The organism is Pseudomonas sp. QTF5, assembly GCF_000512695.2.
Lineage (GTDB): Bacteria > Pseudomonadota > Gammaproteobacteria > Pseudomonadales > Pseudomonadaceae > Aquipseudomonas.
Genome location: NZ_AZRW02000009.1, coordinates 21,014 through 42,424, shown reverse-complemented (window position 1 = coordinate 42,424; position 21,411 = coordinate 21,014). Strand labels below are relative to the sequence as shown.

Annotated in this window: 21 protein-coding genes, 1 tRNA gene and 1 pseudogene; 20 read left to right on the top strand and 3 right to left on the bottom strand. The window is 53.7% G+C overall.

The annotated features are described in order from the left end of the window. Window positions 1-23 precede the first annotated feature (23 nt). Entirely contained in the window at window positions 24-473 is a 450-nt protein-coding gene (locus IC37_RS09605) for a hypothetical protein (RefSeq protein ID WP_030129294.1), read from the bottom strand. Between the two features lie 261 nt (window positions 474-734). On the opposite strand from IC37_RS09605, the gene IC37_RS09600 reads away from it, so the two are divergent. The 6 genes from IC37_RS09600 to vapC all read left to right on the top strand — a co-directional run bounded on the left by IC37_RS09600 (window position 735) and on the right by vapC (window position 4,566). Further along, on the top strand, window positions 735-1,793 hold the full coding sequence (locus IC37_RS09600) for a YhcG family protein (RefSeq protein ID WP_030129295.1): 1,059 nt from the start codon (window positions 735-737) through the stop codon (window positions 1,791-1,793). A 69-nt stretch (window positions 1,794-1,862) separates the two neighbouring features. Beyond that, window positions 1,863-2,837 carry an alpha/beta fold hydrolase gene (locus IC37_RS09595; protein WP_030129296.1) on the top strand — a complete coding sequence of 325 codons (975 nt, stop codon included), beginning with the start codon at window positions 1,863-1,865 and terminating at the stop codon, window positions 2,835-2,837. A 37-nt stretch (window positions 2,838-2,874) separates the two neighbouring features. Then, window positions 2,875-3,291 (top strand): hypothetical protein, encoded by a 417-nt coding sequence (locus IC37_RS09590; protein WP_030129297.1) that lies wholly within the window; start codon window positions 2,875-2,877, stop codon window positions 3,289-3,291. A 6-nt stretch (window positions 3,292-3,297) separates the two neighbouring features. After that, complete coding sequence (locus IC37_RS09585) at window positions 3,298-3,750, top strand: hypothetical protein (RefSeq protein WP_030129298.1); 453 nt, start codon at window positions 3,298-3,300, stop codon at window positions 3,748-3,750. 178 nt (window positions 3,751-3,928) lie between these two features. After that, window positions 3,929-4,159: a type II toxin-antitoxin system VapB family antitoxin gene (gene vapB / locus IC37_RS09580; RefSeq protein ID WP_030129299.1), complete on the top strand. Its 231-nt coding sequence runs from the start codon at window positions 3,929-3,931 to the stop codon at window positions 4,157-4,159. Continuing rightward, window positions 4,159-4,566 carry a tRNA(fMet)-specific endonuclease VapC gene (gene vapC, locus IC37_RS09575; protein ID WP_030129300.1) on the top strand — a complete coding sequence of 136 codons (408 nt, stop codon included), beginning with the start codon at window positions 4,159-4,161 and terminating at the stop codon, window positions 4,564-4,566. The genes vapB and vapC overlap by 1 nt, the downstream gene beginning before the upstream one ends. A gap of 76 nt (window positions 4,567-4,642) precedes the next feature. Here vapC and gabP read toward each other — a convergent pair whose 3' ends face one another. After that, complete coding sequence (gene gabP / locus IC37_RS09570; RefSeq protein WP_030129301.1) at window positions 4,643-6,037, bottom strand: GABA permease; 1,395 nt, start codon at window positions 6,035-6,037, stop codon at window positions 4,643-4,645. 563 nt (window positions 6,038-6,600) lie between these two features. On the opposite strand from gabP, the gene IC37_RS09565 reads away from it, so the two are divergent. From IC37_RS09565 to IC37_RS30445, 13 genes and pseudogenes are all read left to right on the top strand, one after another. Next, complete coding sequence (locus IC37_RS09565; RefSeq protein ID WP_007897462.1) at window positions 6,601-7,374, top strand: ABC transporter ATP-binding protein; 774 nt, start codon at window positions 6,601-6,603, stop codon at window positions 7,372-7,374. 13 nt (window positions 7,375-7,387) lie between these two features. Next, window positions 7,388-8,134: an ABC transporter substrate-binding protein gene (locus IC37_RS09560; protein WP_030129302.1), complete on the top strand. Its 747-nt coding sequence runs from the start codon at window positions 7,388-7,390 to the stop codon at window positions 8,132-8,134. A 78-nt stretch (window positions 8,135-8,212) separates the two neighbouring features. Next, window positions 8,213-8,908: an ABC transporter permease gene (locus IC37_RS09555; RefSeq protein WP_030129303.1), complete on the top strand. Its 696-nt coding sequence runs from the start codon at window positions 8,213-8,215 to the stop codon at window positions 8,906-8,908. After that, window positions 8,905-9,594 (top strand): ABC transporter permease, encoded by a 690-nt coding sequence (locus tag IC37_RS09550; protein ID WP_030129304.1) that lies wholly within the window; start codon window positions 8,905-8,907, stop codon window positions 9,592-9,594. Before IC37_RS09555 ends, IC37_RS09550 begins: the two co-directional genes overlap by 4 nt. After that, entirely contained in the window at window positions 9,575-10,804 is a 1,230-nt protein-coding gene (locus IC37_RS09545; protein WP_030129305.1) for a methyltransferase, read from the top strand. Before IC37_RS09550 ends, IC37_RS09545 begins: the two co-directional genes overlap by 20 nt. A 344-nt stretch (window positions 10,805-11,148) precedes the next feature. After that, window positions 11,149-11,973, top strand: a complete 825-nt coding sequence (locus tag IC37_RS09540) for an FkbM family methyltransferase (RefSeq protein WP_030129306.1) — start codon at window positions 11,149-11,151, stop codon at window positions 11,971-11,973. Between the two features lie 77 nt (window positions 11,974-12,050). After that, window positions 12,051-12,126, top strand: a tRNA-Thr gene (locus IC37_RS09535). Between the two features lie 164 nt (window positions 12,127-12,290). Further along, window positions 12,291-13,619 (top strand): integrase arm-type DNA-binding domain-containing protein, encoded by a 1,329-nt coding sequence (locus IC37_RS09530; RefSeq protein WP_030129307.1) that lies wholly within the window; start codon window positions 12,291-12,293, stop codon window positions 13,617-13,619. A gap of 902 nt (window positions 13,620-14,521) precedes the next feature. Then, window positions 14,522-15,502 (top strand): integrase domain-containing protein, encoded by a 981-nt coding sequence (locus IC37_RS09525; RefSeq protein ID WP_030129308.1) that lies wholly within the window; start codon window positions 14,522-14,524, stop codon window positions 15,500-15,502. Beyond that, complete coding sequence (locus tag IC37_RS09520) at window positions 15,499-15,774, top strand: hypothetical protein (RefSeq protein ID WP_030129309.1); 276 nt, start codon at window positions 15,499-15,501, stop codon at window positions 15,772-15,774. Before IC37_RS09525 ends, IC37_RS09520 begins: the two co-directional genes overlap by 4 nt. Window positions 15,775-16,232: 458 nt before the next feature. Beyond that, window positions 16,233-16,910, top strand: coding sequence for an N-acetyltransferase (locus IC37_RS09515; RefSeq protein ID WP_030129310.1), 678 nt, complete (start codon window positions 16,233-16,235; stop codon window positions 16,908-16,910). Beyond that, the gene (locus IC37_RS09510; RefSeq protein WP_051414813.1) at window positions 16,907-17,767 is read left to right on the top strand and encodes an ImmA/IrrE family metallo-endopeptidase; all 861 of its coding nucleotides are present in this window, start codon (window positions 16,907-16,909) and stop codon (window positions 17,765-17,767) included. Before IC37_RS09515 ends, IC37_RS09510 begins: the two co-directional genes overlap by 4 nt. Continuing rightward, window positions 17,760-18,824: pseudogene (locus IC37_RS30445) on the top strand (hypothetical protein). Before IC37_RS09510 ends, IC37_RS30445 begins: the two are co-directional and overlap by 8 nt. On the opposite strand, the gene IC37_RS09495 reads toward IC37_RS30445, so the two are convergent. Beyond that, complete coding sequence (locus IC37_RS09495; protein WP_030129313.1) at window positions 18,810-19,367, bottom strand: sce7726 family protein; 558 nt, start codon at window positions 19,365-19,367, stop codon at window positions 18,810-18,812. The pseudogene IC37_RS30445 and the gene IC37_RS09495 overlap by 15 nt on opposite strands. An 867-nt stretch (window positions 19,368-20,234) precedes the next feature. On the opposite strand from IC37_RS09495, the gene IC37_RS09490 reads away from it, so the two are divergent. After that, on the top strand, window positions 20,235-21,113 hold the full coding sequence (locus tag IC37_RS09490; RefSeq protein ID WP_030129314.1) for a DUF5677 domain-containing protein: 879 nt from the start codon (window positions 20,235-20,237) through the stop codon (window positions 21,111-21,113). Window positions 21,114-21,411: the final 298 nt, after the last annotated feature.

Below are 21,411 nucleotides of genomic sequence, written 5' to 3'. Positions count from 1 at the left end.
CCAAAGCGCAAAAGCTGCCTCCGCTAGTTTTCACTACCCCAGTGGAAGACCAGATTGCGAGCAGCGCCACTTCCTACATCCGCCGTATCACGCCGTTCCTCTCCATTGCGTGTCGCGACGACGGTGTACTTGCCAGGTGGCAGCTGTACGTAAACCAGCGGTCCGGCCTCACTCAGGGTCAGCACGGGCTGCCCCGGGTCTTTCTGAATGACCAGATTTACATCCGGAACATATTTGCCCTCCGCCCCGATGGAGAAGGTCATGTGCAGGTTGTAGCCCTGCGCTTGTTGAATGGCTCGAGCCTCATCCTCTCCGATCCCCCCGGACAGGTAAGTAATCCCGTTTTGCTGTTGCTGCTGGACTTGCACGCCTGTGCTGTCGATCGGTTCAAGACTGGCGGCGTTAGGCGCGACTGGAAACATCAGTACGCCGACAGCGGCGATGGGCAGCATGAATGAATGGGTGTACTTCATGATGGCGACTCCCGGGTTGCGCAGAACCCAATCGTTACTCTTTTTAGATTTGTTGCTGAATGTTCAAGTTTTAGATTGATTCGAACTTGGGATCACTGCGAATCGGACTACGTGATGTACTCCTCAAGGAGCGTCTGTCATCGGCGTAGTCCTGCAAAATGAATTCGCCTTTCCTTCCGACTTACCAGCCGCGCCCGGCATCGCGGACCATCACTCTCTTGCCATCCTCTTGCGCCTGTTTCCTTAGCCGCGGAAAATCTCATGAGCTCCCTCAAACCCGGTAACACTCAAGATCCACAGATCACTTCACTGCTCGGCAATCTTGGCGAATTGATCAAGGAAGCGCGCCAGAAAGTGCTGCGAGCGGTCGATATCGTTCAGGTCCAAACCTGTTGGCAGATCGGACGGCATATTGTGGAGTTCGAGCAGGAAGGCGCTCGGCGGGCGGTGTATGGCAAGCAGTTGCTGTCGACGCTGGCGAAAGTCCTCACTTCCGAGTTCGGGAAAGGTTTTGACGAACGCAACCTGCGATACATGCGGGATTTTTATCAGACCTTTCCAAATTGGAACGCAGTGCGTTCCGAATTGAGCTGGACCCACTACCGCAGACTGCTACGAGTCGACAACGACAACGCTCGCCACTGGTACATGAACGAATCAGCTCTGCAGAACTGGTCAAGTCGCGCCCTCGAGCGCCAGATCAATACCCTCTATTACGAACGCCTGCTGGCGAGCCGCGACCGGGCTGCCGTGAAACAGGAAGCCGCCACCAATATCCAGGAAATGAACGCCAGCCCTCGGGATTTCATCCGGGACCCAGTGCTACTGGAATTTCTCGGCCTGCCCAATGCGGGCTTGATCCAGGAAAGCGAACTTGAACAAGCATTGATCAATCAACTCCAGGGCTTCCTGCTCGAACTGGGCAAAGGCTTCGCCTTCATCGCTCGCCAGCAACGCATCAGTACCGAGAGCAAAGACTTCTACATCGATCTGGTGTTCTACAACTACCTGCTCAAGTGCTTCGTCATCTTCGACCTCAAGCGCGGCGTACTGACCCACCAGGATGTCGGCCAGATGGACATGTACGTGCGCATGTACGACGACCTCAAGCGCGGACCGGAGGATGGCCCCACCGTCGGCCTTATTCTCTGCGCGCAAAAAGATGAATCGGTGGTGCGCTATTCAGTGCTGCAAGGCAACGAACAACTGTTCGCCAGTAAATACAGACTGGTACTACCGAGCGAGGAGGAACTTCGCGCAGAACTGGATCGGGAATGGGCAGTGCTTGAGGAGCGGTTACTCAAGCAAAGGCTCCGATAAGCACGGGTGGATTGTTCATAAACGACGTGAAGACTATGGTGGTTGGCTAACCGCAAAGGTTCAACGCCGATGAATTTGCAGGACATGCCCTCACTGGCCCCGACGCAACTTGAATTGCCGTTACCCACCGGCACACCTGGTGAATCTTTCAAGGAGCCCGCCGCCGACGGCTTCATCCTTGGCGGCTTCACCTGGCGGCATGCGAATCAAGACCCAACCCGTCCGGTGGTGATCATCAACGCCGCAACATCAGTCCGCTGCCGGCACTACTCGCGCTTCGCCGATTACCTGTTCGCCAATGGCTTCGACGTGATCACCTATGACTACCGCGGCATTGGCGAGTCGCGCCCCACCTCGCTGAAGGGGCTTGAGGCCTCATGGTCCGATTGGGGCGCGCTGGATTTCGAGGCGATGTTGCAAAGGGCGCAACGCGAGTTTGCGCAACAACCCATCAATGTCGTCGGCCACAGCTTCGGCGGTTGCGCGGCCGGGCTGGGGACTTCCGGGCATGTGATCCGACGCCTGGTGACAGTGGGTGCACAGTTCGCGTATTGGCGCGACTATGCCCCCGCCCATCGCTGGCGAATGTTTGGCAAGTGGCATGTGGTGATGCCATTGATGACCATGCTTTACGGCTACTTTCCCGGCAAACGCCTCGGATGGCTTGAAGACACCCCGGCTGGCGTAGTTCGCGACTGGAGCATGCCCACCGCCCGATACGAAAAACGCCCCAGCGGTCGTGTCATCCACGCCAAAAACGGCCAGCTGCCATTTGACAATGTCACCGCACAAACCCTGGCGATCAGCCTCAGCGACGATCCTTATGGCACGATTGCGGCCGTCGAACGCCTGCTCGGCTACTTCACCAACAGTACAAACACCCACCTGCGAATCACCCCTGAAGACATCGGCGAAGAAGAAGTCGGACATTTCGCCTTTTTTCGCAGCGCATACCAAGCCACACTATGGCCCATTGCATTGTCCTGGCTGCAGACCGGCGAGCTGGCCCCCGATACACCCGGGCGGCGAGTGCCATGCAGTTGATTAATGCGCCCCCTCAATGAATTACGGAACGACGCCCATGGCCTCCGCCAACAAGCAGAACAAACGCGCCTCCCGCGCCAAAGCCAAGGCCAAGCAGAACCGCACCCAGCGGGCTGCCGCACCGGTCGAGCTGGACCCGAATGACGATCGCATCGACTTCGAATCGGTGGACCTGACCGAACTGTTCAAAGAGATGATCGATGCGGCAAAGATCAGTCAACAGGCGATGTGCGCTGCCTTTCTTGAACACCCACTGCTCGCGCTGGTGCTGGAACAGGAAGGCGAAGAAACCGCGACAGACTTCATCATCGCTGCACTGATCGAGTATCGCCAATGGTCCACCGAAGCCGACGAAGCCAGCGCCTTGGCGTGGATCGAATCCCCGACCTTCCAGGCTGACTACGTGGCAGCGTCCGAAGTCATCGCAGCCCAAAACCAACAGAAACCGAACTGAGTTCCCATGGCCTCCCTGAACAAGCAACAGAAACGCGCCAAACGCGCCAAGATCAAAGCCAAGCAAATCAATATCCACGGCAGAAAACCCGCCGCGCTGGACGATGACCTGGGCGAACTCGGCGAGCCGATCCCGGAATACACCCTGGCGATGTTCAGCAAAATGCGCGACGCCGAAGCCACCAGCCGCAACGACATGCTGCAGACCCTGTTGTCGAATCTCGCCGGGATCATCAGCGACCATCCAGAACTGCTGGACATGGAAAACGCTGATAACGAAGCCATGGCCGCCACGCATCTGGCCGCCGACATGCTGATCGACTACCGCATGTGGGCCGATGGCATGGACCGCGATGCCGCCCAGGCCTGGCTGACCGACCCGCAATTCATCACCGACTTTGGCGATGCGCTGGACAGCTATCGTCAGTCGCTGGACCTGCCGGAGGAAAAGGCCGAGTAAGGCCAATCCGAAAGTAAAAACGGCCGTTTGTCATCACTGACAGCGGCCGTTCTTGTAACCATAAACCTGTTGTGACTATCACATCCCTTCATCAGTCGTCACGTATATCCCATTGACATATCCCACCGAAATTCTATCCTTCTGACTTCAAGCGTCAGCAAAAGCGCAGGAGGCCACCATGGAACAAACCACCCTTTTCATGAGCAATCGAAGCCAGGCCGTCCGCCTGCCCAAAGCCGTCGCCATGCCCAGCGATGTGAAACGAGTCGATGTTATCGCTATCGGCAGGGCTCGCCTCATCACCCCGGCAGGAGAAGCCTGGGACAGCTGGTTCGACGGCGAAGGTGTGAGCGCAGACTTCATGACTGATCGTGAGCAGCCAGCCGAGCAGGAGCGTGAGTCGTTCTAATGATCAAATTCATGCTCGATACCAACATCTGCATCTTCACCATCAAGAACAAACCACAGGTTGTACGCGAAGCCTTCAATCGTCATCACGGCCAGCTGTGCATCAGCGCTGTCACCTTGATGGAGTTGATCTACGGTGCCGAAAAATCTGCCGCACCGGAAAAAAACCTCGCTGTCATCGAGGGTTTTGTTGCCCGTCTCGAGATCTTGCCTTTCGACTATGAAGCAGCCGCGCACACCGGAATGATTCGCTCGGAACTGGCTAAAGCGGGGACACCAATAGGCCCTTATGACCATATGATTGCCGGCCACGCGCGCTCCCGAGGATTCACCATCGTGACGAATAACCTTCGGGAGTTCGAGCGTGTATCCGGTTTACGAGTTGAAGACTGGGTGCACCCCGCTTGAATCGAGTACAACAGACAAAACAAAAACGGCCGCTTGTCATCACTGACAGCGGCCGTTTTGCGTTACGCGGTACGAATCAGTTCAGCACCACCGCGCCCACTTTCTGCAGCTTGCGACGGCGAGCCACAAACAACCCGGCAGCCACTACCAATAAGCTCAACAGGCCGGTCGCGAGGATCTCCACGCGGTGGGCGTCCTGGAACAGCATGATGGTCAGGGCCGCGACGATGAATACGATCACCGCGTAGGTCAGGCCCGGGAACAGCCACATGCTGAAGGCAATTTTTTCACCGCGAGCCATACGCTGCTTGCGCATACGCAGTTGCGAAATCGCGATCACCAGGTACACCAGCAACGCGATGGCGCCAGAACTGGCCAGCAAGAATTCGAATACAGCGGCCGGAGCCACGTAGTTGGCGAACACTGCAAGAAACGCAGCTGCGGTCGACAGCATCACGGCCCAGTAAGGGGTGCCACTGTTGTTGGTGCGCTGGGAAACGGCCGGCGCATCGCCGCGTTTGCCCAACGAGAACATCATGCGCGAAGCGGTGTAGAGCGCCGAGTTCAGGCAGCTGGTTACCGCAACCAGAACCACGATATCGACGATCAGCTTCGCATTCGGGATACCCATGCGCTCCAGCACAGTCTGGTAGGAACCGACGCTGGCCAGAATCGGGTCGTTCCATGGCACCAAGGCCACAACGATGAAGATGGAGACGAGGTAGAACAAGCCAATCCGCCAGATGACCGAATTGGTAGCCTTGGAAATCTGCTGGCCAGGGTTCTTCGATTCCGCGGCCGCGATGGTCACGATCTCGGTGCCCATGAAGGAAAACATGGTGGTCAGGATGGCACCCAGCACCGCGCCCATGCCGTTTGGCAGGAAGCCTTGAGTGTCAAACAGGTGCGACACGCCGCTGACCTGGCTGGTAGGCAGGAAGCCGAAGATCGCCAGAATGCCAAGACCGATAAAGCCGATGATCGCTACAACTTTGACCAGGGCGAACCAGAACTCGAACTCTCCGTAGTTCTTCACACTGAACAGGTTGGTCACCGTTAGCAGCAAGGTGATAACCAAGGTGAAGGCCCAGATCGCTACGTTCGGGAACCAGGCATGCAGAATGGTTGCGGCAGCGTTGGCCTCCAGCGGGATGACCAACACCCAGAACCACCAGTAGAGCCAGCCGATGGTGAAACCGGCCCAGTGACCGATCGCGCGATCGGCGTACGTCGAGAAGGAACCAGTGTCTGGCGATGCAACGGCCATCTCGCCGAGCATTCGCATTACCAGAACCACCAGAGCACCGGCGGCCGCGTAGGCCAACAGCACCGCCGGGCCTGCAGCGGCGATGGCGTGACCGGAGCCGACAAACAGCCCGGCGCCGATAACCCCGGCGATCGACAGCATGGTCACATGACGCGGTTTTAGCCCCTGCTCGAGGCCGTTGGAGGAGCTTTGGCTACTACTCATTAAGACTACCTTTGCAAGTAAAGCGATTACGTCGGCCCGGTCTGACATTCCTTCTCGTAAAAAGAATCCAACAGGGCGTTTCTTATTCTGCACGCAATAATTGCGCCAAAATGTTTCATGCGCCCGCTATACGGGGCCTGCGCGCCGATCGAGCATTCATCGCAAGTCATTGAGATTATTTGCATTTCGCCAGAGCGTTACCTGCCACCCATTTCAGTAACGAATCTGCGCACCAAAAACACATCAAGAAAATAAGGCTCGCACAATAAAAGTGCAGATCAGGAACGTTTGTCCGGTTAGCGCTTCCAACACCCCGCCAAAGCTGGCAACATCGCGCCTTTTTTTGGAACAGCCGCCCCGTCTCTTTATTCAAAGGCAGGGTTCAAACGGCTGTTCGGTTGATAGCAGCGCGACAGTCTGCTGTGCCGATGCGACACCCTGCCACATGCCACCCGTTTACTGCCCGTAGCGCTGTTGGCTGCCATTCGAACGCTATGCTAGCTTGGCCGCCTCGCCAGGAAGGCCGCCAATAGCAGGAGCGCAAAACACTATGAGGAACGCACATGGCTGAGGCCACGCCCGCGCTTGAAATCCGCAACTTGCACAAACGCTACGGACAGCTTGAGGTGCTCAAAGGCATCTCGCTGACCGCCCGCGACGGCGACGTGATCTCGATCCTGGGTTCCTCCGGTTCCGGCAAGTCCACATTCCTGCGTTGCATCAACCTGCTGGAAAACCCGCACCAAGGCCAGATCCTGGTGGCCGGCGAAGAACTCAAGCTCAAAGCCGCCAAGAATGGCGAGCTGGTCGCTGCCGATGGCAAGCAGATCAATCGCCTGCGCAGCGAGATCGGTTTTGTATTTCAAAACTTTAATCTCTGGCCGCACATGAGCGTGCTCGACAACATCATCGAAGCCCCGCGCCGCGTGCTCGGCCAAAGCAAAGCCGAAGCCATCGAAGTCGCCGAAGCCTTGCTGGCCAAGGTCGGCATCGCTGACAAGCGTCACGCCTACCCGGCGCAACTCTCTGGCGGACAGCAACAACGCGCAGCCATCGCCCGTACCCTGGCGATGCAGCCCAAGGTGATCCTGTTCGACGAACCCACCTCCGCCCTTGACCCGGAAATGGTCCAGGAAGTACTTAATGTCATCCGCGCATTGGCCGAAGAAGGCCGCACCATGCTGCTCGTGACCCATGAAATGGGCTTCGCCCGTCAGGTTTCCAGCGAAGTGGTGTTCCTCCACCAGGGCCTGGTGGAAGAACAAGGATCGCCGCAGCAGGTGTTCGAAAACCCGCTTTCGGCGCGCTGCAAACAATTCATGTCCAGCAACCGCTAACGGAGCTACCCGCATGCAGAACTACAAAAAAATCTTCCTGGCCGCTGCTGTCACCCTGGCCTTCAGCGCCGGTGCCGCCGCCGAGACCTTGAAGATGGGCATCGAGGCGGCCTACCCGCCGTTCAACAACAAAGATGCCAGTGGCAATGTCGTCGGCTTCGACAGAGAAATCGGCGATGCCCTGTGCGCCAAAATGAAAGTCGAGTGCACCGTGGTCACGTCCGACTGGGACGGCATCATCCCGGCCCTGAACGCCAAGAAATTCGACTTCCTGATCTCCTCGATGTCGATCACCGACGAACGCAAACAAGCGGTGGACTTCACCGACCCGTACTACTCCAACAAGCTGCAGTTCATCGCGCCGAAAGACAAAGAGTTCAAAACCGACAAGGATTCCCTGCAGGGGAAAGTAATCGGCGCACAACGCGCGACCCTCGCCGGCACCTGGATGGAAGACAACATGCCCGGCGTTGAAGTCAAACTCTATGACACCCAGGAAAACGCTTATCTGGATCTGACTTCCGGACGTCTGGACGGCATCCTGGCGGACAAGTACGTCAACTACGAGTGGCTGAAAAGCGACGCCGGTCGCTCGTATGAATTCAAGGGTGACCCAGTGGAAGAAAGTGACAAGATTGGTATCGCCGTGCGTAAAGACGACACCCTGCGCGCGAGGCTGAACCTTGCCCTGAAAGAAATCGTCGAAGACGGCACCTACAAGAAGATCAACGACAAGTACTTCCCGTTCAGCATCTATTGATTCTGACCTGCCTGGCTGGCGCCGTTCGCTGACGGCGCCGGTCCTTCGCATTGCCTGCCGCGATTTGAAAAGAAATCCATGATTATCGACCTCTACGGATTCGGCCCGGCGCTCGCCGCTGGTGCGCTGATGACTGTGAAACTGGCACTCTCGGCCTTGTGCCTGGGGCTGGTGCTCGGTCTGCTCGGCGCCTTGGCCAAGACTTCCCCGCACAAGCCGCTGCAATGGCTTGGCGGCACTTATTCAACGCTGGTTCGCGGCATCCCGGAATTGCTCTGGGTGCTATTGATCTACTTCGGCACAGTCAACCTGATGCGTGCCTTGGGCGAGTTCTTCGGCAACCCCGACCTCGAACTCAACGCCTTCGCTGCCGGCGTGATTGCGCTGGGGCTGTGCTTCGGCGCCTACGCCACGGAAGTATTTCGCGGTGCGATTCTGGCGATCCCCAAAGGTCACCGTGAAGCCGGCGTGGCCCTGGGCCTGTCGAAATTTCGCATCTTTACCCGGCTGATCATGCCGCAGATGTGGCGCATCGCCCTTCCCGGCCTGGGCAACCTGTTCATGATCCTGATGAAAGACACCGCGCTGGTCTCCGTCATCGGCCTGGAAGAAATCATGCGTCACGCACAAATCGGCGTGACCATATCCAAGCAACCGTTCACCTTCTATATGGTGGCAGCCTTCATGTATCTGGGCCTGACCATTCTGGCCATGACCGGCATGCACTTTATGGAACGACGCGCCGCTCGCGGCTTCGCGAGGAGCACCCAATGAACTGGGAAGTCATCATCAAGTGGCTGCCGAAACTGGCTCAGGGCGCGACACTGACCCTGGAACTGGTAGCTATCGCCGTGATCGCCGGGTTGCTGCTCGCGATTCCGCTGGGCATCGCTCGCTCGTCGCGACTCTGGTACGTGCGGGCATTCCCCTACGGCTACATCTTCTTTTTCCGTGGTACGCCGTTGCTGGTTCAGCTGTTCCTGGTCTATTACGGCCTGGCGCAGTTCGACGCGGTACGTAACAGCTGGATGTGGCCGTACCTGCGCAATCCGTTCTGGTGCGCCACCGCGACCATGACCCTGCACACCGCAGCCTACATCGCCGAGATCCTGCGTGGTGCGATCCAGGCGATTCCGCCGGGCGAGATTGAAGCGGCACGGGCGCTGGGCATGTCTCGGGCCAAAGCGCTGTTCTACATCATGCTGCCCCGTGCTGCGCGCATCGGCCTGCCGGCCTACAGCAACGAAGTGATTCTGATGCTCAAAGCCAGCGCCCTGGCCAGTACCGTGACCTTGCTGGAATTGACCGGCATGGCCCGCACCATCATTGCCCGCACCTACCTGCCGGTGGAGATCTTCTTCGCAGCAGGCATGTTCTATCTGCTGATGGCTTACGTGCTGGTTCGCGGCTTCAAGCTGCTGGAGGGCTGGTTGCGCGTCGATGCCTGCCAAGGGCGTTGATTCCTGCGTGCTGACGGGCGAGGCCTTGCTCGCCCGTTTCACCGCGCTGGATGCTTTTCTGATCGAGCATCAGGCGCTGTGGAAGCCTCGACCGTTTACCCATCTGCAACTTCCTTGGGAAGCGTCCTACCCGGAATTGGCGTTTTGGCTACGCGGGCGGTCGCTGGAGGATGCGGAAAGCAGTCATAACCAACCTTGCTTGCTCGATGCGCCGAAGCCGTTTGCTTCATTGGCGGCGATGTCTGCTGAACTGAGCGCGGTGGGTGAATTGCCGACTCGTGCACTTGAAGCGGCAGGCCATCGCTTGAATGTGGATGTACCAGGACGCAAATGGCAGCAGATTGAAGCGTTCGCCGGTCGCCTGCAGTTTGCTCATGCACCGACCCATTGGCTGGATTGGTGTTCGGGCAAGGGCCATTTGGGGCGACGCCTGCTGCAAACCGGGCAACAACTGACTTGTCTGGAGTTCGACCCGGCGCTGGTCACCAGCGGCCAGGCACTCAGCCAGCGTCATCAGTTACATGCGCTGCATGTCGAGCAGGATGTACTCGCGCCTGGCGCAGCTTCTTTGTTGAATGCCGATCACACGCCGGTCGCGCTGCACGCCTGCGGTGATCTGCATGTACGGCTGATCCAGCTCGCCAGCGCCGCCGGTTGCAAACAACTGGTCATCGCACCGTGCTGCTATAACCGGATCAGTCTGAACACCTATCAGCCGCTTTCCTGTGCGGCTGAGCGCTCCGCCCTACACCTTTCCCTCGATGATCTTGCGCTGCCGATGAGCGAAACTGTCACCGCCGGTGCTCGCGTCCGACGTCAGCGCGACACCTCCATGGCCCGGCGCCTGGCGTTCGACCTGCTGCAACGACAACTGCGCGGCATCGATGAATACCTGCCGACCCCTTCTCTGCCCAGCGTCTGGCTGGACAAACCTTTCGCCGATTACTGCCGCGATCTGGCGGCACTTAAAGACTTATCCACAGTCAGCACGCCAGATTGGGCCGCGCTGGAAGACGCCGGGTGGCGACGATTGGCCGAAGTGCGCAACCTGGAGCTGCTGCGAGGCCTTTTCCGACGGCCTCTGGAGCTGTGGCTGGTACTTGATCGGGCGCTTTTCCTCCTTCAGCAGGGTTACACCGTTCGCCTTGGCACCTTCTGTGAAGTCGCACTCACGCCGCGCAATTTTCTGCTCTTGGCAGAGCGCCCCTAAACAACCACATCCTGTGGATAACTCTGTTGATGGAATTATCGTGGATCCAATATCCTCGCTGTTTTAATCCTGAAAGACTGCTGGTCATTTTTTGTTCACAGCAATAAAAAACCCGCAAAACAGGCATTTGCGGTCAAATGAGAACGAGTCTACAAAATCGTAATGAACAGACAATCGCCCTTAGTCCATTGTGCATAAGCATTTCATTAAAACGACATAAACGCCGAATAGCGGACATCCCAAAGCAGAAAATTGCGCCTTGCGAGACCCCTTGCTATACCAGCATGCAAGGGGGCCGTCAGTGCGGCCATGAACAAGAAAAATCTGACCGACAGGATGCGACCGTGACGTTCATTTCTTACGCACAGAATTTCGAAGATATCCGCCTGTGGCGCGCCCTCAAAAACGTTGAAAACGGCTTTTACATCGATATCGGGGCCAACGACCCCATCCAGGACTCCGTTACCAAAGCCTTCTACGACCACGGCTGGAGCGGCATTAACGTCGAACCCATGTCGAACTACTACGACGCCCTTTGCCAACAACGCCCCAAAGACATCAACCTGCAATGCGTGGCCGGCGAAAGCGCCGATGACCTGACCTTCTACGGCATCGCCGGCACCGGCCTGTCGACCCTTGACCCGGCTCTGGCCCAGCAACACAAAGATGCCGGCATGGACGTGCGCAGCCAAACAGTCAAATCCCGCACCCTGGCCTCCATCTGCGAACAATACGCCCGGAACCGTCCGATCCACTTCCTGAAAATCGACGTCGAAGGCCACGAAGAAACCGTCCTGCGCGGCATGGACTTCACCCAATGGCGACCGTGGATCATCCTCATCGAAACCCCATGGGAGCGCGACCAGACCTGGGAAACCCTCGTCACCGGCGCCGGCTACCAGTCCATCCTGTTCGACGGCATCAACACCTACTACCTCGCCGAAGAACACCTGGCCCTCAAACCTGCCTTCGACATCCCGCCGTGCAACCTGGACGACTTCCAGTTCTGCAAAGGCCACAACTTCAGCCACCCCGTCACCGTCACCGAAAACCACCTCGCCGCCGCCCTGCGACGCGCCGAACACGCCGAAGCGCAACTGCGGGCGATGCAAAACAGCCGAGCCTGGCAAGCCATTCAGAAACTCAAGAAAGTGCTGGTTCGTGCCTGACCGAAAGCCTGTGTAAAAATAGTCTGAATTCAGGGGTTTACAGAACCAACCCAATCGCTATAATCGTCGCCCAACACGCCGGTATAGCTCAGTTGGTAGAGCAACTGACTTGTAATCAGTAGGTCCCGGGTTCGACTCCTGGTGCCGGCACCACATTAGGCTCCATTGCATTCCACCGAATGCTCTGGAAGCCCCGAAAACCCGCCATTTGGCGGGTTTTTTCGTTCCAGGACCCTCTGTCGGGATCCAACAAAATCCCCCTTCCCCGAGGGTATGTTAGGGGTACTGCGATTTCCCGGTCAGGAGCGCGTACCCCTATGCCACGTCTAGCGATCCCCCTCAGCGACCTGCAATGCCGCACGGCCAAAACCCGCGAACGCGCCTACAAACTGTTCGACGGCGGCGGCATGTACCTTTTCGTCAAACCCAATGGCGTGAAGACCTGGCGCTTGAAGTACACCAAGCCCAGCGGCAAGGAAGGTACGCTGATCATCGGCAATTACCCCATCGTTACCCTTTCCGTCGCACGACGTAAGCGAGACGAAGCCAAGGCGTTGCTGCTCGACAACCTCGACCCAATGGAAGAAAAGAAGAAGGCCAAGATCGTAGCCCAACGGGCGGCATTGCTTTTCGAAACCGTTGCTCTGGAGTGGCACGCCGACATGTCCCGTCGCTGGACCGAAGGACACGCAAAAACCGTGATGAGCCGACTGCGCACCCACGTCTTCCCGCTGATCGGCCAACGACCCATCGCTGAACTCGATACCCACGACCTGCTAGAGATCACCCAGCGCATCAAGGAACGCGGCACCATGGATGTGGCGTTACGGGTACAGAACTACTTATCCACCATCATGCGCGGGGCCAAAAGGGCTCGGCAGATCACCATGAATCCTGCACTGGATCTGGCAGGCTCGATTCACGCGCCGCGCACAGTCCATCGCCCGGCCCTCTCCCTCAACCGCCTACCCGAACTGCTACACCGTATCGACAACTACAACGGCCGCGAGCTGACGCGCCTTGCCGTGCTGCTGACTCTGCATGTGTTCGTCCGCTCCAGCGAGTTGCGCTTCGCTCGATGGAGTGAGTTCGACCTCCAACGCGCCATGTGGGAAATCCCCGATACGCGCGCACCGATCGAAGGGGTACGCAACTCCACCCGCGGGACCAAGATGAACGGCGACATTCAAATGGTTCCGCTATCGCCGCAGGTCATCGAAATACTGGAGCGCCTGCGCAGCCTCAGTCGCTTTTCAGAGTTGGTGCTACCGGGCGACCACAAGTACTGGAAGCCCATGTCCGAGAACACGGTGAACACCATGCTCCGCAACGTCGGCTATGACACCAGCAAGGACGTGTGCGGCCATGGCTTCAGGACCATGGCCTGTAGCGCCCTGCTTGAGTCCGGGTTATGGACCGACGCAGCCATCGAAAGACAAATGAGCCATAAGGAACGCAACCGCGTGCGCGCCGCGTATATCCACAAGGCCGAATTTCTGGAACAGCGCAGGCTGATCATGGCGTGGTGGAGCAACTACATCGACGCCAACCGACATGGGCATGTGACGCCCCACGAATTCGCTCACCCAGTTGGCGACAACATCACCGCCCTGCAAAAAAGCCGTGGCGCATTCAAACGTGGGTAAGCCAATGAGATCACCGCAGTCCGCCCTTCCACGCGGGTCCATCCAAGCAGGGCTGCAAAGCCGCCCTGCTTGGATGGACCTCACTTAAAAAATCTAAAGCCCTCACAACTGTCTGTGGAAAACCACTGATTTCCACCGTTGGATAATTTCATCCACAGCCGCAGAATTCCCGAAAACTCGAGCCTTGACCCAAATTATCCACAGGCGTAGAAAAGATCGGGCAAGTGCTGTCGTTGACAGCAACCCAGGTAGCCAGAACCTTTAAGGCTACGCCACACCGTGGTGGTTCTCCCAAAGTGCGATTAGCGTCCGGCGGCTCGCACGGTCACTCACCGAGTGATGGATGCCTACTTCAGACCATTGCCATTGCGGCAAATACATCCCCCTACCCAGCTGCCCTGCAGCAACCTATCCGCTTGGCCATTTCACTGCGCCAACCTGCGCCCGTCTCTTTCTTCAGGAAAGAGACGGGCGCTCCTACCGCTGCTGCAGCCCAACTCGTACAAGGCTTTGCGGCATTCCCCCTCGTGACAATCGGCGTGACAAACACCGTAGTCACCAGCAACAGCGATGCAGATGATGGGTGCTGCAGTCCACGGAATGGACTGCACCTGACTGACAGTCAGGCACGCCCGATCATCGCATCACTGCCTTCACCCGACTCAGGATCTCGCGGCGTTGGTCTCGTCAGCCAGCGCAGCCTCCACCCGCCCACTTCTTCGGAAGTGCTCAGGAGGCCAGATCATGAGATGCCCAAGCTCCCGGTCGTAAAGAGCCGCCAATCCCGCGTTAGTGGACAACCCTCACAGGTCGCAGGGGCCTTGATCCCTGATAACACTCAACATTCGTGGCGGGATGACGTGGGGAAGGTTTTAAGGGTTAGCTTCGAGAGGAGTTTGATCATGGCATTGGTAGGTAGGCGGAATGGGCGCAATTTTGGCTATGGCCGGCAACTGAGTTATGCCGGGGCGCAGGCGTTGCGCGATCTGTTTGGCAGTGGGCATTACGGGACGGTCAAGGCGCACAGTGATCGGTGGCAAGCGTTTGTGCGCTGGTGTCGGTCGGAGGATGGCCCGGGGTTCAATGATGCTCGAGAGATTGATCGGCAGACTTTGCTGGATTACGCAGAACATCTACGTTACCAAGTTGAACAAGGCGAACTTGCCATCGCGACCGCGCAAAACCGGTTGTCCAGTGTGAACCGGACCATGGCGGCGCTTCGCGGTGATCAGTACGTAAAGGTGCCGAGTCCGAGTAAGGCGCTGAGAATACGGCGCACCGGTGTTCGTCGCTCGGTGCCGCAAGGCCAAAACCGCGAACACGTGAAGCGGATCGTAGAGGTGCTTTGCAAACACCAGCAGCCGCGCGCCGCCGCCATCGCGCACTTGGCGCGAGCAACCGGAATGCGATTGCGCGAGGCCATTTTGGCCGACCTTTCGCGTCTAAAACGTGAGGCCGAACAATTCGGCAAAATCAACATCCAGGATGGCACCAAAGGTGGGCGCTCAGGCGAGTCGGCACCTCGCTGGATTATGGTAGATGATCATATTCGCGACGCGTTGAGGTTTGCCGAACAGGTCTCGCCAGACGGTAGCCGTAACCTGCTTGCACCGAACGAAAGCTACCTCGATTTCCAACAGGGAATCGTCCGTCCTGCACGGGACATCCTCCACATGCACAGCCTCAACGGCTTCCACGAATTGCGGGCGGCCTATGCGTGCAAACGCTATGAGCAAATCACCCACCATCCCGCGCCCATCAATGGTGGTCGTTGCTACGAACTTGACCGACACCTTGATCAGGCGGCCCGAGCACAGATCAGCTACGAGCTGGGGCACGGTCGTATCGACGTGGTATCGGCTTATATCGGTGGTCGAACATGAGCAAGCCATTCGATATGGAGCTGTTTCTGAGAGGAGTGCTGACCGGGGCGCACTCCACGCGCCAGCGTCACCTTCGTCAAGCGAAGGCCATTCAATCAGCGATCTCTGATCGCTGGCATAAAGATAATCCATGGGCATGGCAGCAAAAGCATCTCGCATGGTTTCTGAACCACCACTTGAGCCCGCACGCTGAATCGACGCGCTATTACTATCTGCTGACCATGCATTTGCTCGCTTTTCGCTTAGGGAAATCCTGGCAGTTCAACCTCTAAGCGAAGGGTCCTCCTGTCGATAGATCAGAGGGTGTAAATCTTACTCAGGACGGGACACCGAAAGAAAATCAATCCGCCCCCACTTCTGAGAAACGCAAGCATGCCTCCCTAGCCAGCAAAACGGAATCAAATGATGGCCAAAACATGGCACGCAATTAAAATGTGGAGTACGCTCGACCTAGAATGCTAGCTAACGCCCAGCAGGAACAGCAGAAACACCTGAACGATTGTTTGCCACGGAAAGGCTAAAAAATGATCAACTCGATACAACAACAAATATTAAACTTCGATACGTTAATTGCTATCGAAAAAGAGTACATTCGACTCACATCCCGCCATAATCGTTCTGCATCTAAACCTATGCTCCTCTTACGAAGAGCAGAAAAATTGTATTCACCTCAAAATTATACCCCCCCTGCAGAATCAAAAGTCTACGCTTCCTCAGCCGGATATTTATAATGACTCTAGATGAAATTAGAAGTTTATTAGACGCAATGCCGCCTAATGAAGGCGAGATCATACAGAAGGGTAATCTACTTGATCTAAATAACTGCTCAGTAGAGTTCAAAATCCATCATGGATGGGACATCGCCCACGGCAATCTTTGCGATAAATTATGGGGGGAGTTCAACATAAAACTTCTCAGACACGTTAGAGACAATTGTCAGGATGAGAACCTATTAGAAACTGAAATAAGCAACCTAAGCCTTGAGGATAGCCACTGGGAATGGTTTAAAAAATCAATCGCATGTCGGACAGACGAATATCATTGGTTTTTCTTATCCGCTGACTCGAAACCTCAAGGGGCATGTCTAATCTACCACCCCAAACAAAGTATTTTTGACAAAGGAAATATTTTTTACATCGAGTATCTTGCCGTAGCTCCCTGGAATCGGCAAAACCCAATGAGCAACAAACAATTTAGCGGAATTGGCAGCATTTTAATAAAGTCCGCAATAGCCTACTCTTGTAACGCATTGAGGCTCAGACCCGGCTTTAGCTTACATTCACTACCAAAAGCAAAAACCTATTACGAACGGATTGGAATGCAACATTTCCCCAGTCTAGACAAAGATCAACTAAACTATTTTGAAATGGCAGAGGCCAAGGCCGCTCAATATGCGGGGGCAGTATGACCAACAAAAATGAAGAACAGGATGATTTTGTAGTAACATCTGAAAGCACAGTAAACCCAAAGGCTTTAATCAACGCGCTAAACGCCCACGACGAAGTTATCCGCTTAGTAAAATCATCAACCACTAAAAGAAATGCTCCTTGTAGTGAAAACATCTCATTATTTCGCGACTTACTCACAGACAACAAAGGCGAAACTTTCTTTAGACAATCGAACAATGCAAATACCGCCACCACTTCCTATTGGCTTTCCCGCATAAAACATACAGCCCAGCTACTTTTAAACTTGCAAGCCGTACCTGAATACAAGCCGATTTCCACTGACCAAATTTATCAAATCACTCGAATGAGTCCCGCCCCTGAAAATGTCCGCTTAGTCTCCAGCGCGCTATTAAGCCTCGGCATAATACTTATATTTGACGAGCAGCTTAAAGGAATGAAGCTTGACGGAGCTGTATTCAAATTAAAGTCTGGCCATCCTGTTATTGGCATGACGTTAAGACACAGTAGACTAGATAATTTCTGGTTCACACTAACGCACGAGCTATCTCATATACACCTGCACATAGATCAACTAGAGACCCCCATACTAGATGACTTTGAAGAAGCATCAACCGAAGAAATTGAATTAGAAGCCGATCGACTTACCAAAACAATTTTTGTCAGTAGAAACGAATGGCGAAACTGTGAACCCAAATATGATTTACGTAGAGAGATCGTAATAAAATACGCAAACGAAAAAGGACTGCATCCAGCAATAATTGCAGGCATGCTTAGGCACGAGTTAAATCGATATGAAATCTTTTCCGACATCGTGTCCGAATATAACACTAGGGATTTGATATTTAAACATGAATAACTATACTCCATTCTTAAAAACCAAAACTAATGAGATCGGAGCCCTAAAGGTTTTGCATCCTACGCTGAAGCCTTTTATCGCTCCTTTCTTTGATTTCCCGATGAAAAAAGGTCTGAATGAACAGTCCCTAAAAAAATCTATTGACGGAACGCACAAAAAAATAAAAACGCACTTAAAAGAATATAGAAACTTCTACCTTGATAATTTCGATGTCCCTGATGCAATAACGATTTCGGGACAAGACAACTACATTTATATTATCGATAAATTTACCGACACCACGTTCATCCCAGTTATCGCCATCGAAAGAACACCACAACGAAATGATGCTGTGTTCAACGCCAAAATCACAGGCAAAATTAAATCAGATGTTATAGCACTAAGAGTTCAGCCCGAAGACTTTCAGCACTAAGCTACAACCAAATTAGAAATACAAACACTAGTTAGAAAATGCTCTCCCCAATTCACGTCAATGATCCTTATTTTAGACAATAGGATTTGCCGCACATGTGATACGACTAAAAGAGCGGGAGAGCTAATCAACTTTATCGTCGCTATAAAGCGCGATTATTCATTTTCAAAAATAATAATAACCGGTTCTTCAATACCAGCATCAATCAAGGAAATACTTGAAGTCGGGCATGAGATCTCTTTACCCAGAAGTGAGTTAGCCATACACAAAAAAGTTATTGCCCACCACGAACTAAGCGACATTGAACTTGGGGATTATACTATCGTAAGCCCTAATTTCTCGGAAATCGACATTCCACCAGAAAGCATGCGCAACGTTACTGCGCCCAAAATCCTGTATGCCTTTGAAGACTTTCAATATGTTATTAGAGGTAACGGCTTAAAAAACCATCCGCGAGGGAACCAGCAGTATAACGATATGGCGAAGATTCTGGTGGCAAAAACTTTCTATCGGACACCACCATACTCTTGGGGAGACAATTATCTGAACGATAAAGCCAACTCACATGGAACCCTAGTCACGCCTAGCAGCATCCTGAATCCGACTATAAATGCTCACATCACATTTATGTTACAAAAACCCTAGCTTCCTCTGCGCGAGCTTAGCGCTAATTGCAAGGCTAAGCTCTTCTCTCCCCATAATTTCTGCAATGGAGTTAGAAATATTATCCCTATTTGCCTTTGCAGCGACCTGTATATTCAGCCCTTCGGCGACATCTGAAAGTTCTGTCCTCCAGAGAGTCATCAGAGCAGTCTTCTTATCAAAAAAAGGGCTATTTTTTGAAGATCTTGCCCCCCGCAGAACTACAACACCACTTACCTCCCTGGCAATCATCACTCCCCAATGCGCTGGAATAATCCTTATAGCTTTATTCGCATGACGCTCCGTAGTAACTAAAGTTATCTTCCTGAACGCCAAATCATAATAGGCAGCTTGGCTTATTGCTCGCTCAATTTTATCGGCATCACCTTTTATCTCATAACAATGAGCCTCCTTGTAAATAGCCACCACATCAGCTATCGCACTTCCATTATGCACTCTCAGCTCTTCAATTAGCGCACTGGGTCGGTGCGACATTCGACCAAGCCTAGCCAAAAGGGCGGATCTAATTTGAATATCTCCCAGCACAATCACCTCAATTTACTTTGGCGCACGCAGCATTTTAATCAGTCTACTATAGCAGAGCCTAGATAATTTTAAAAACAAAAAAATAGACTTGACGCATATGAACATATAAGTCCAGAGCCAAACTAAATATAGCTTAAACCCCAGAAAATTTCCATATCGCGCTATACGAGTTACGCTTAGCGATATTTTCTCAAATAACGGCACAGCGTGCGAGCTTGATCGCTTTCCTCCCTGGCGATTCTCGGAGACAATTTTTGACCTAGCTGATATTAATTTTTCTATTTAGTAATCTATTAAGATTATAAAATCTTGTGACACAAAATACAGCCGAATTCGACTCCACTCAATTTCGTAACCAGCTGACTTATTAATAGTTACTAGTTGGCGTACGCGAAGTTTTCACCGAAATCCAGACGCCCGGGAAACCTAACCTCCCCGAAACATACCGTTCGTCTGGTGCCGCACCATACAAAACAAAGACTCGCAGAAATACGGGCCTTTGTTGTTTCTGGGGTTTGGTGTGATTGCGCTTGCCGCGCTGCCTCCCCAGGGGGCCTTTCTTGATCCCCTACGGCGTTCGCCGACCTCGCTGAATGAGAGATCGAAAATAAATCTGCCCCTTCTAGGGCAATGCCTGTTTAGGAAACACGTGGTCTGTCCCCATTTTTTCTTCTTGAGCCTCAGCCCCCAATACTAATAAGTTGTGCAAGCAATCTTAACGACGCTGAGTTAGCTAAAAATTAAGACGCACACGATTCAAAGTTAGTGCAAAATTTTCTGACAGACGACAAAATGCTACACTCAAAAATTAAATACCGCTTCCATTTAGAACTGCATTAATTAAACCTACAGGATTTACACACAACAATGCCTTACATACCAAACTTCAGAAAATCCTTTAAGATAGATAAAAAAGCAAACCTTATTGAGTCGGCAGTAGCCATTGAGTCGTGTGCCAAAGCAGATAAAATTCTTAATGACTACTTGGGAGAATACGAGCCAAAAGACAACAATGAAGGCTTTCGGATTCACTCGCTTTTAAACCTGATTGGTCGTGTATACGAGCACGTCCAAGGAATGCTAGTTGCTATTTCGACAGGTTCGCCAGCAAGTGCGGAGGCATTAGCTAGGGTTGTTGTAGAAGGCTCAATAAACATTATGTACCTCGCCGAAAGAGGCGATTCAGCGACATTGATCAAATTTTTTCAATCATGGCTGAATGAGCACAATAGAAAACTCAATGAATGGAAGCAGAAAATACTACAAGGACCCGACGCAGAAGAAATATCGACCATGATAGAGGAAAGAAGAAAAGTCATTACCATATTAGACGAATTCGTTAAGGAAATCGAAACTCAATGCTCTATAGATATATCCAACCCGGAGACTGACTGGCCTAAGTCGCTTTATAAAAGATTTGAAATACTTGGGCGCGAGACTGATTACTATGAAAGCTATCATCGCCTCAGCGGAGCAAGCCATATAACTGGTGAGGACACGCTTATGTGGCTTATGTTTATGCAAGCCTCACCCGAGCACAAAATAAAAGCAGGAAAGGAAGCTTGGGCTTACTCAACTATGATGACCAGAATCGCAAGTATATTTTTTGTAGACACTGCTTTCGCATGTGTTAAGGCCTATGGGCGTGAAAGCAATAAAGATCTATATCAATGCAGGCTCGAACTACAACTCGCTATCCATAAAATTGCACGACAGGCAGGTGTACCGCTGAGTGAATCGCCCTGATTGATTAGACACACCTGACTGGTTGCTTTGGGTCAACTCCTGCCGATTATCCATGGGAATAATCGGCAACTTTCGAACTCAGGGGGTTTACCATTCCGTATGCGACTCTGAATGCTTTACTTGCAGACCGACAACGTGCTGACATCTAAAAATCCCGAGTTCGATTCCACCGAACGCCATAACTAGCTGATTTATTTATAGTTACCAGTTGGGGCACGCCGAATTTTCCAGCGAAATCCAGACGCCCGGAAAATCTGGCCTCGCCGAGACATACCGTTCGTCTGGTGCCGGCACCATA

Bases quoted from the DNA above. Each gene is read 5' to 3' on its own strand.
- IC37_RS09595 (WP_030129296.1), top strand. From the start codon at position 1,863: ATGAATTTGCAGGACATGCCCTCACTGGCCCCGACGCAACTTGAATTG.
- IC37_RS09555 (WP_030129303.1), top strand. From the start codon at position 8,213: ATGATTATCGACCTCTACGGATTCGGCCCGGCGCTCGCCGCTGGTGCG.
- IC37_RS09520 (WP_030129309.1), top strand. From the start codon at position 15,499: ATGAGCAAGCCATTCGATATGGAGCTGTTTCTGAGAGGAGTGCTGACC.
- vapB (WP_030129299.1), top strand. From the start codon at position 3,929: ATGGAACAAACCACCCTTTTCATGAGCAATCGAAGCCAGGCCGTCCGC.
- IC37_RS09550 (WP_030129304.1), top strand. From the start codon at position 8,905: ATGAACTGGGAAGTCATCATCAAGTGGCTGCCGAAACTGGCTCAGGGC.
- vapC (WP_030129300.1), top strand. From the start codon at position 4,159: ATGATCAAATTCATGCTCGATACCAACATCTGCATCTTCACCATCAAG.
- IC37_RS09515 (WP_030129310.1), top strand. From the start codon at position 16,233: ATGACTCTAGATGAAATTAGAAGTTTATTAGACGCAATGCCGCCTAAT.
- IC37_RS09490 (WP_030129314.1), top strand. From the start codon at position 20,235: ATGCCTTACATACCAAACTTCAGAAAATCCTTTAAGATAGATAAAAAA.
- gabP (WP_030129301.1), bottom strand. From the start codon at position 6,037: ATGAGTAGTAGCCAAAGCTCCTCCAACGGCCTCGAGCAGGGGCTAAAA.
- IC37_RS09525 (WP_030129308.1), top strand. From the start codon at position 14,522: ATGGCATTGGTAGGTAGGCGGAATGGGCGCAATTTTGGCTATGGCCGG.
- IC37_RS09600 (WP_030129295.1), top strand. From the start codon at position 735: ATGAGCTCCCTCAAACCCGGTAACACTCAAGATCCACAGATCACTTCA.
- IC37_RS09560 (WP_030129302.1), top strand. From the start codon at position 7,388: ATGCAGAACTACAAAAAAATCTTCCTGGCCGCTGCTGTCACCCTGGCC.
- IC37_RS09510 (WP_051414813.1), top strand. From the start codon at position 16,907: ATGACCAACAAAAATGAAGAACAGGATGATTTTGTAGTAACATCTGAA.
- IC37_RS09590 (WP_030129297.1), top strand. From the start codon at position 2,875: ATGGCCTCCGCCAACAAGCAGAACAAACGCGCCTCCCGCGCCAAAGCC.
- IC37_RS09605 (WP_030129294.1), bottom strand. From the start codon at position 473: ATGAAGTACACCCATTCATTCATGCTGCCCATCGCCGCTGTCGGCGTA.
- IC37_RS09530 (WP_030129307.1), top strand. From the start codon at position 12,291: ATGCCACGTCTAGCGATCCCCCTCAGCGACCTGCAATGCCGCACGGCC.
- IC37_RS09565 (WP_007897462.1), top strand. From the start codon at position 6,601: ATGGCTGAGGCCACGCCCGCGCTTGAAATCCGCAACTTGCACAAACGC.
- IC37_RS09585 (WP_030129298.1), top strand. From the start codon at position 3,298: ATGGCCTCCCTGAACAAGCAACAGAAACGCGCCAAACGCGCCAAGATC.
- IC37_RS09545 (WP_030129305.1), top strand. From the start codon at position 9,575: ATGCCTGCCAAGGGCGTTGATTCCTGCGTGCTGACGGGCGAGGCCTTG.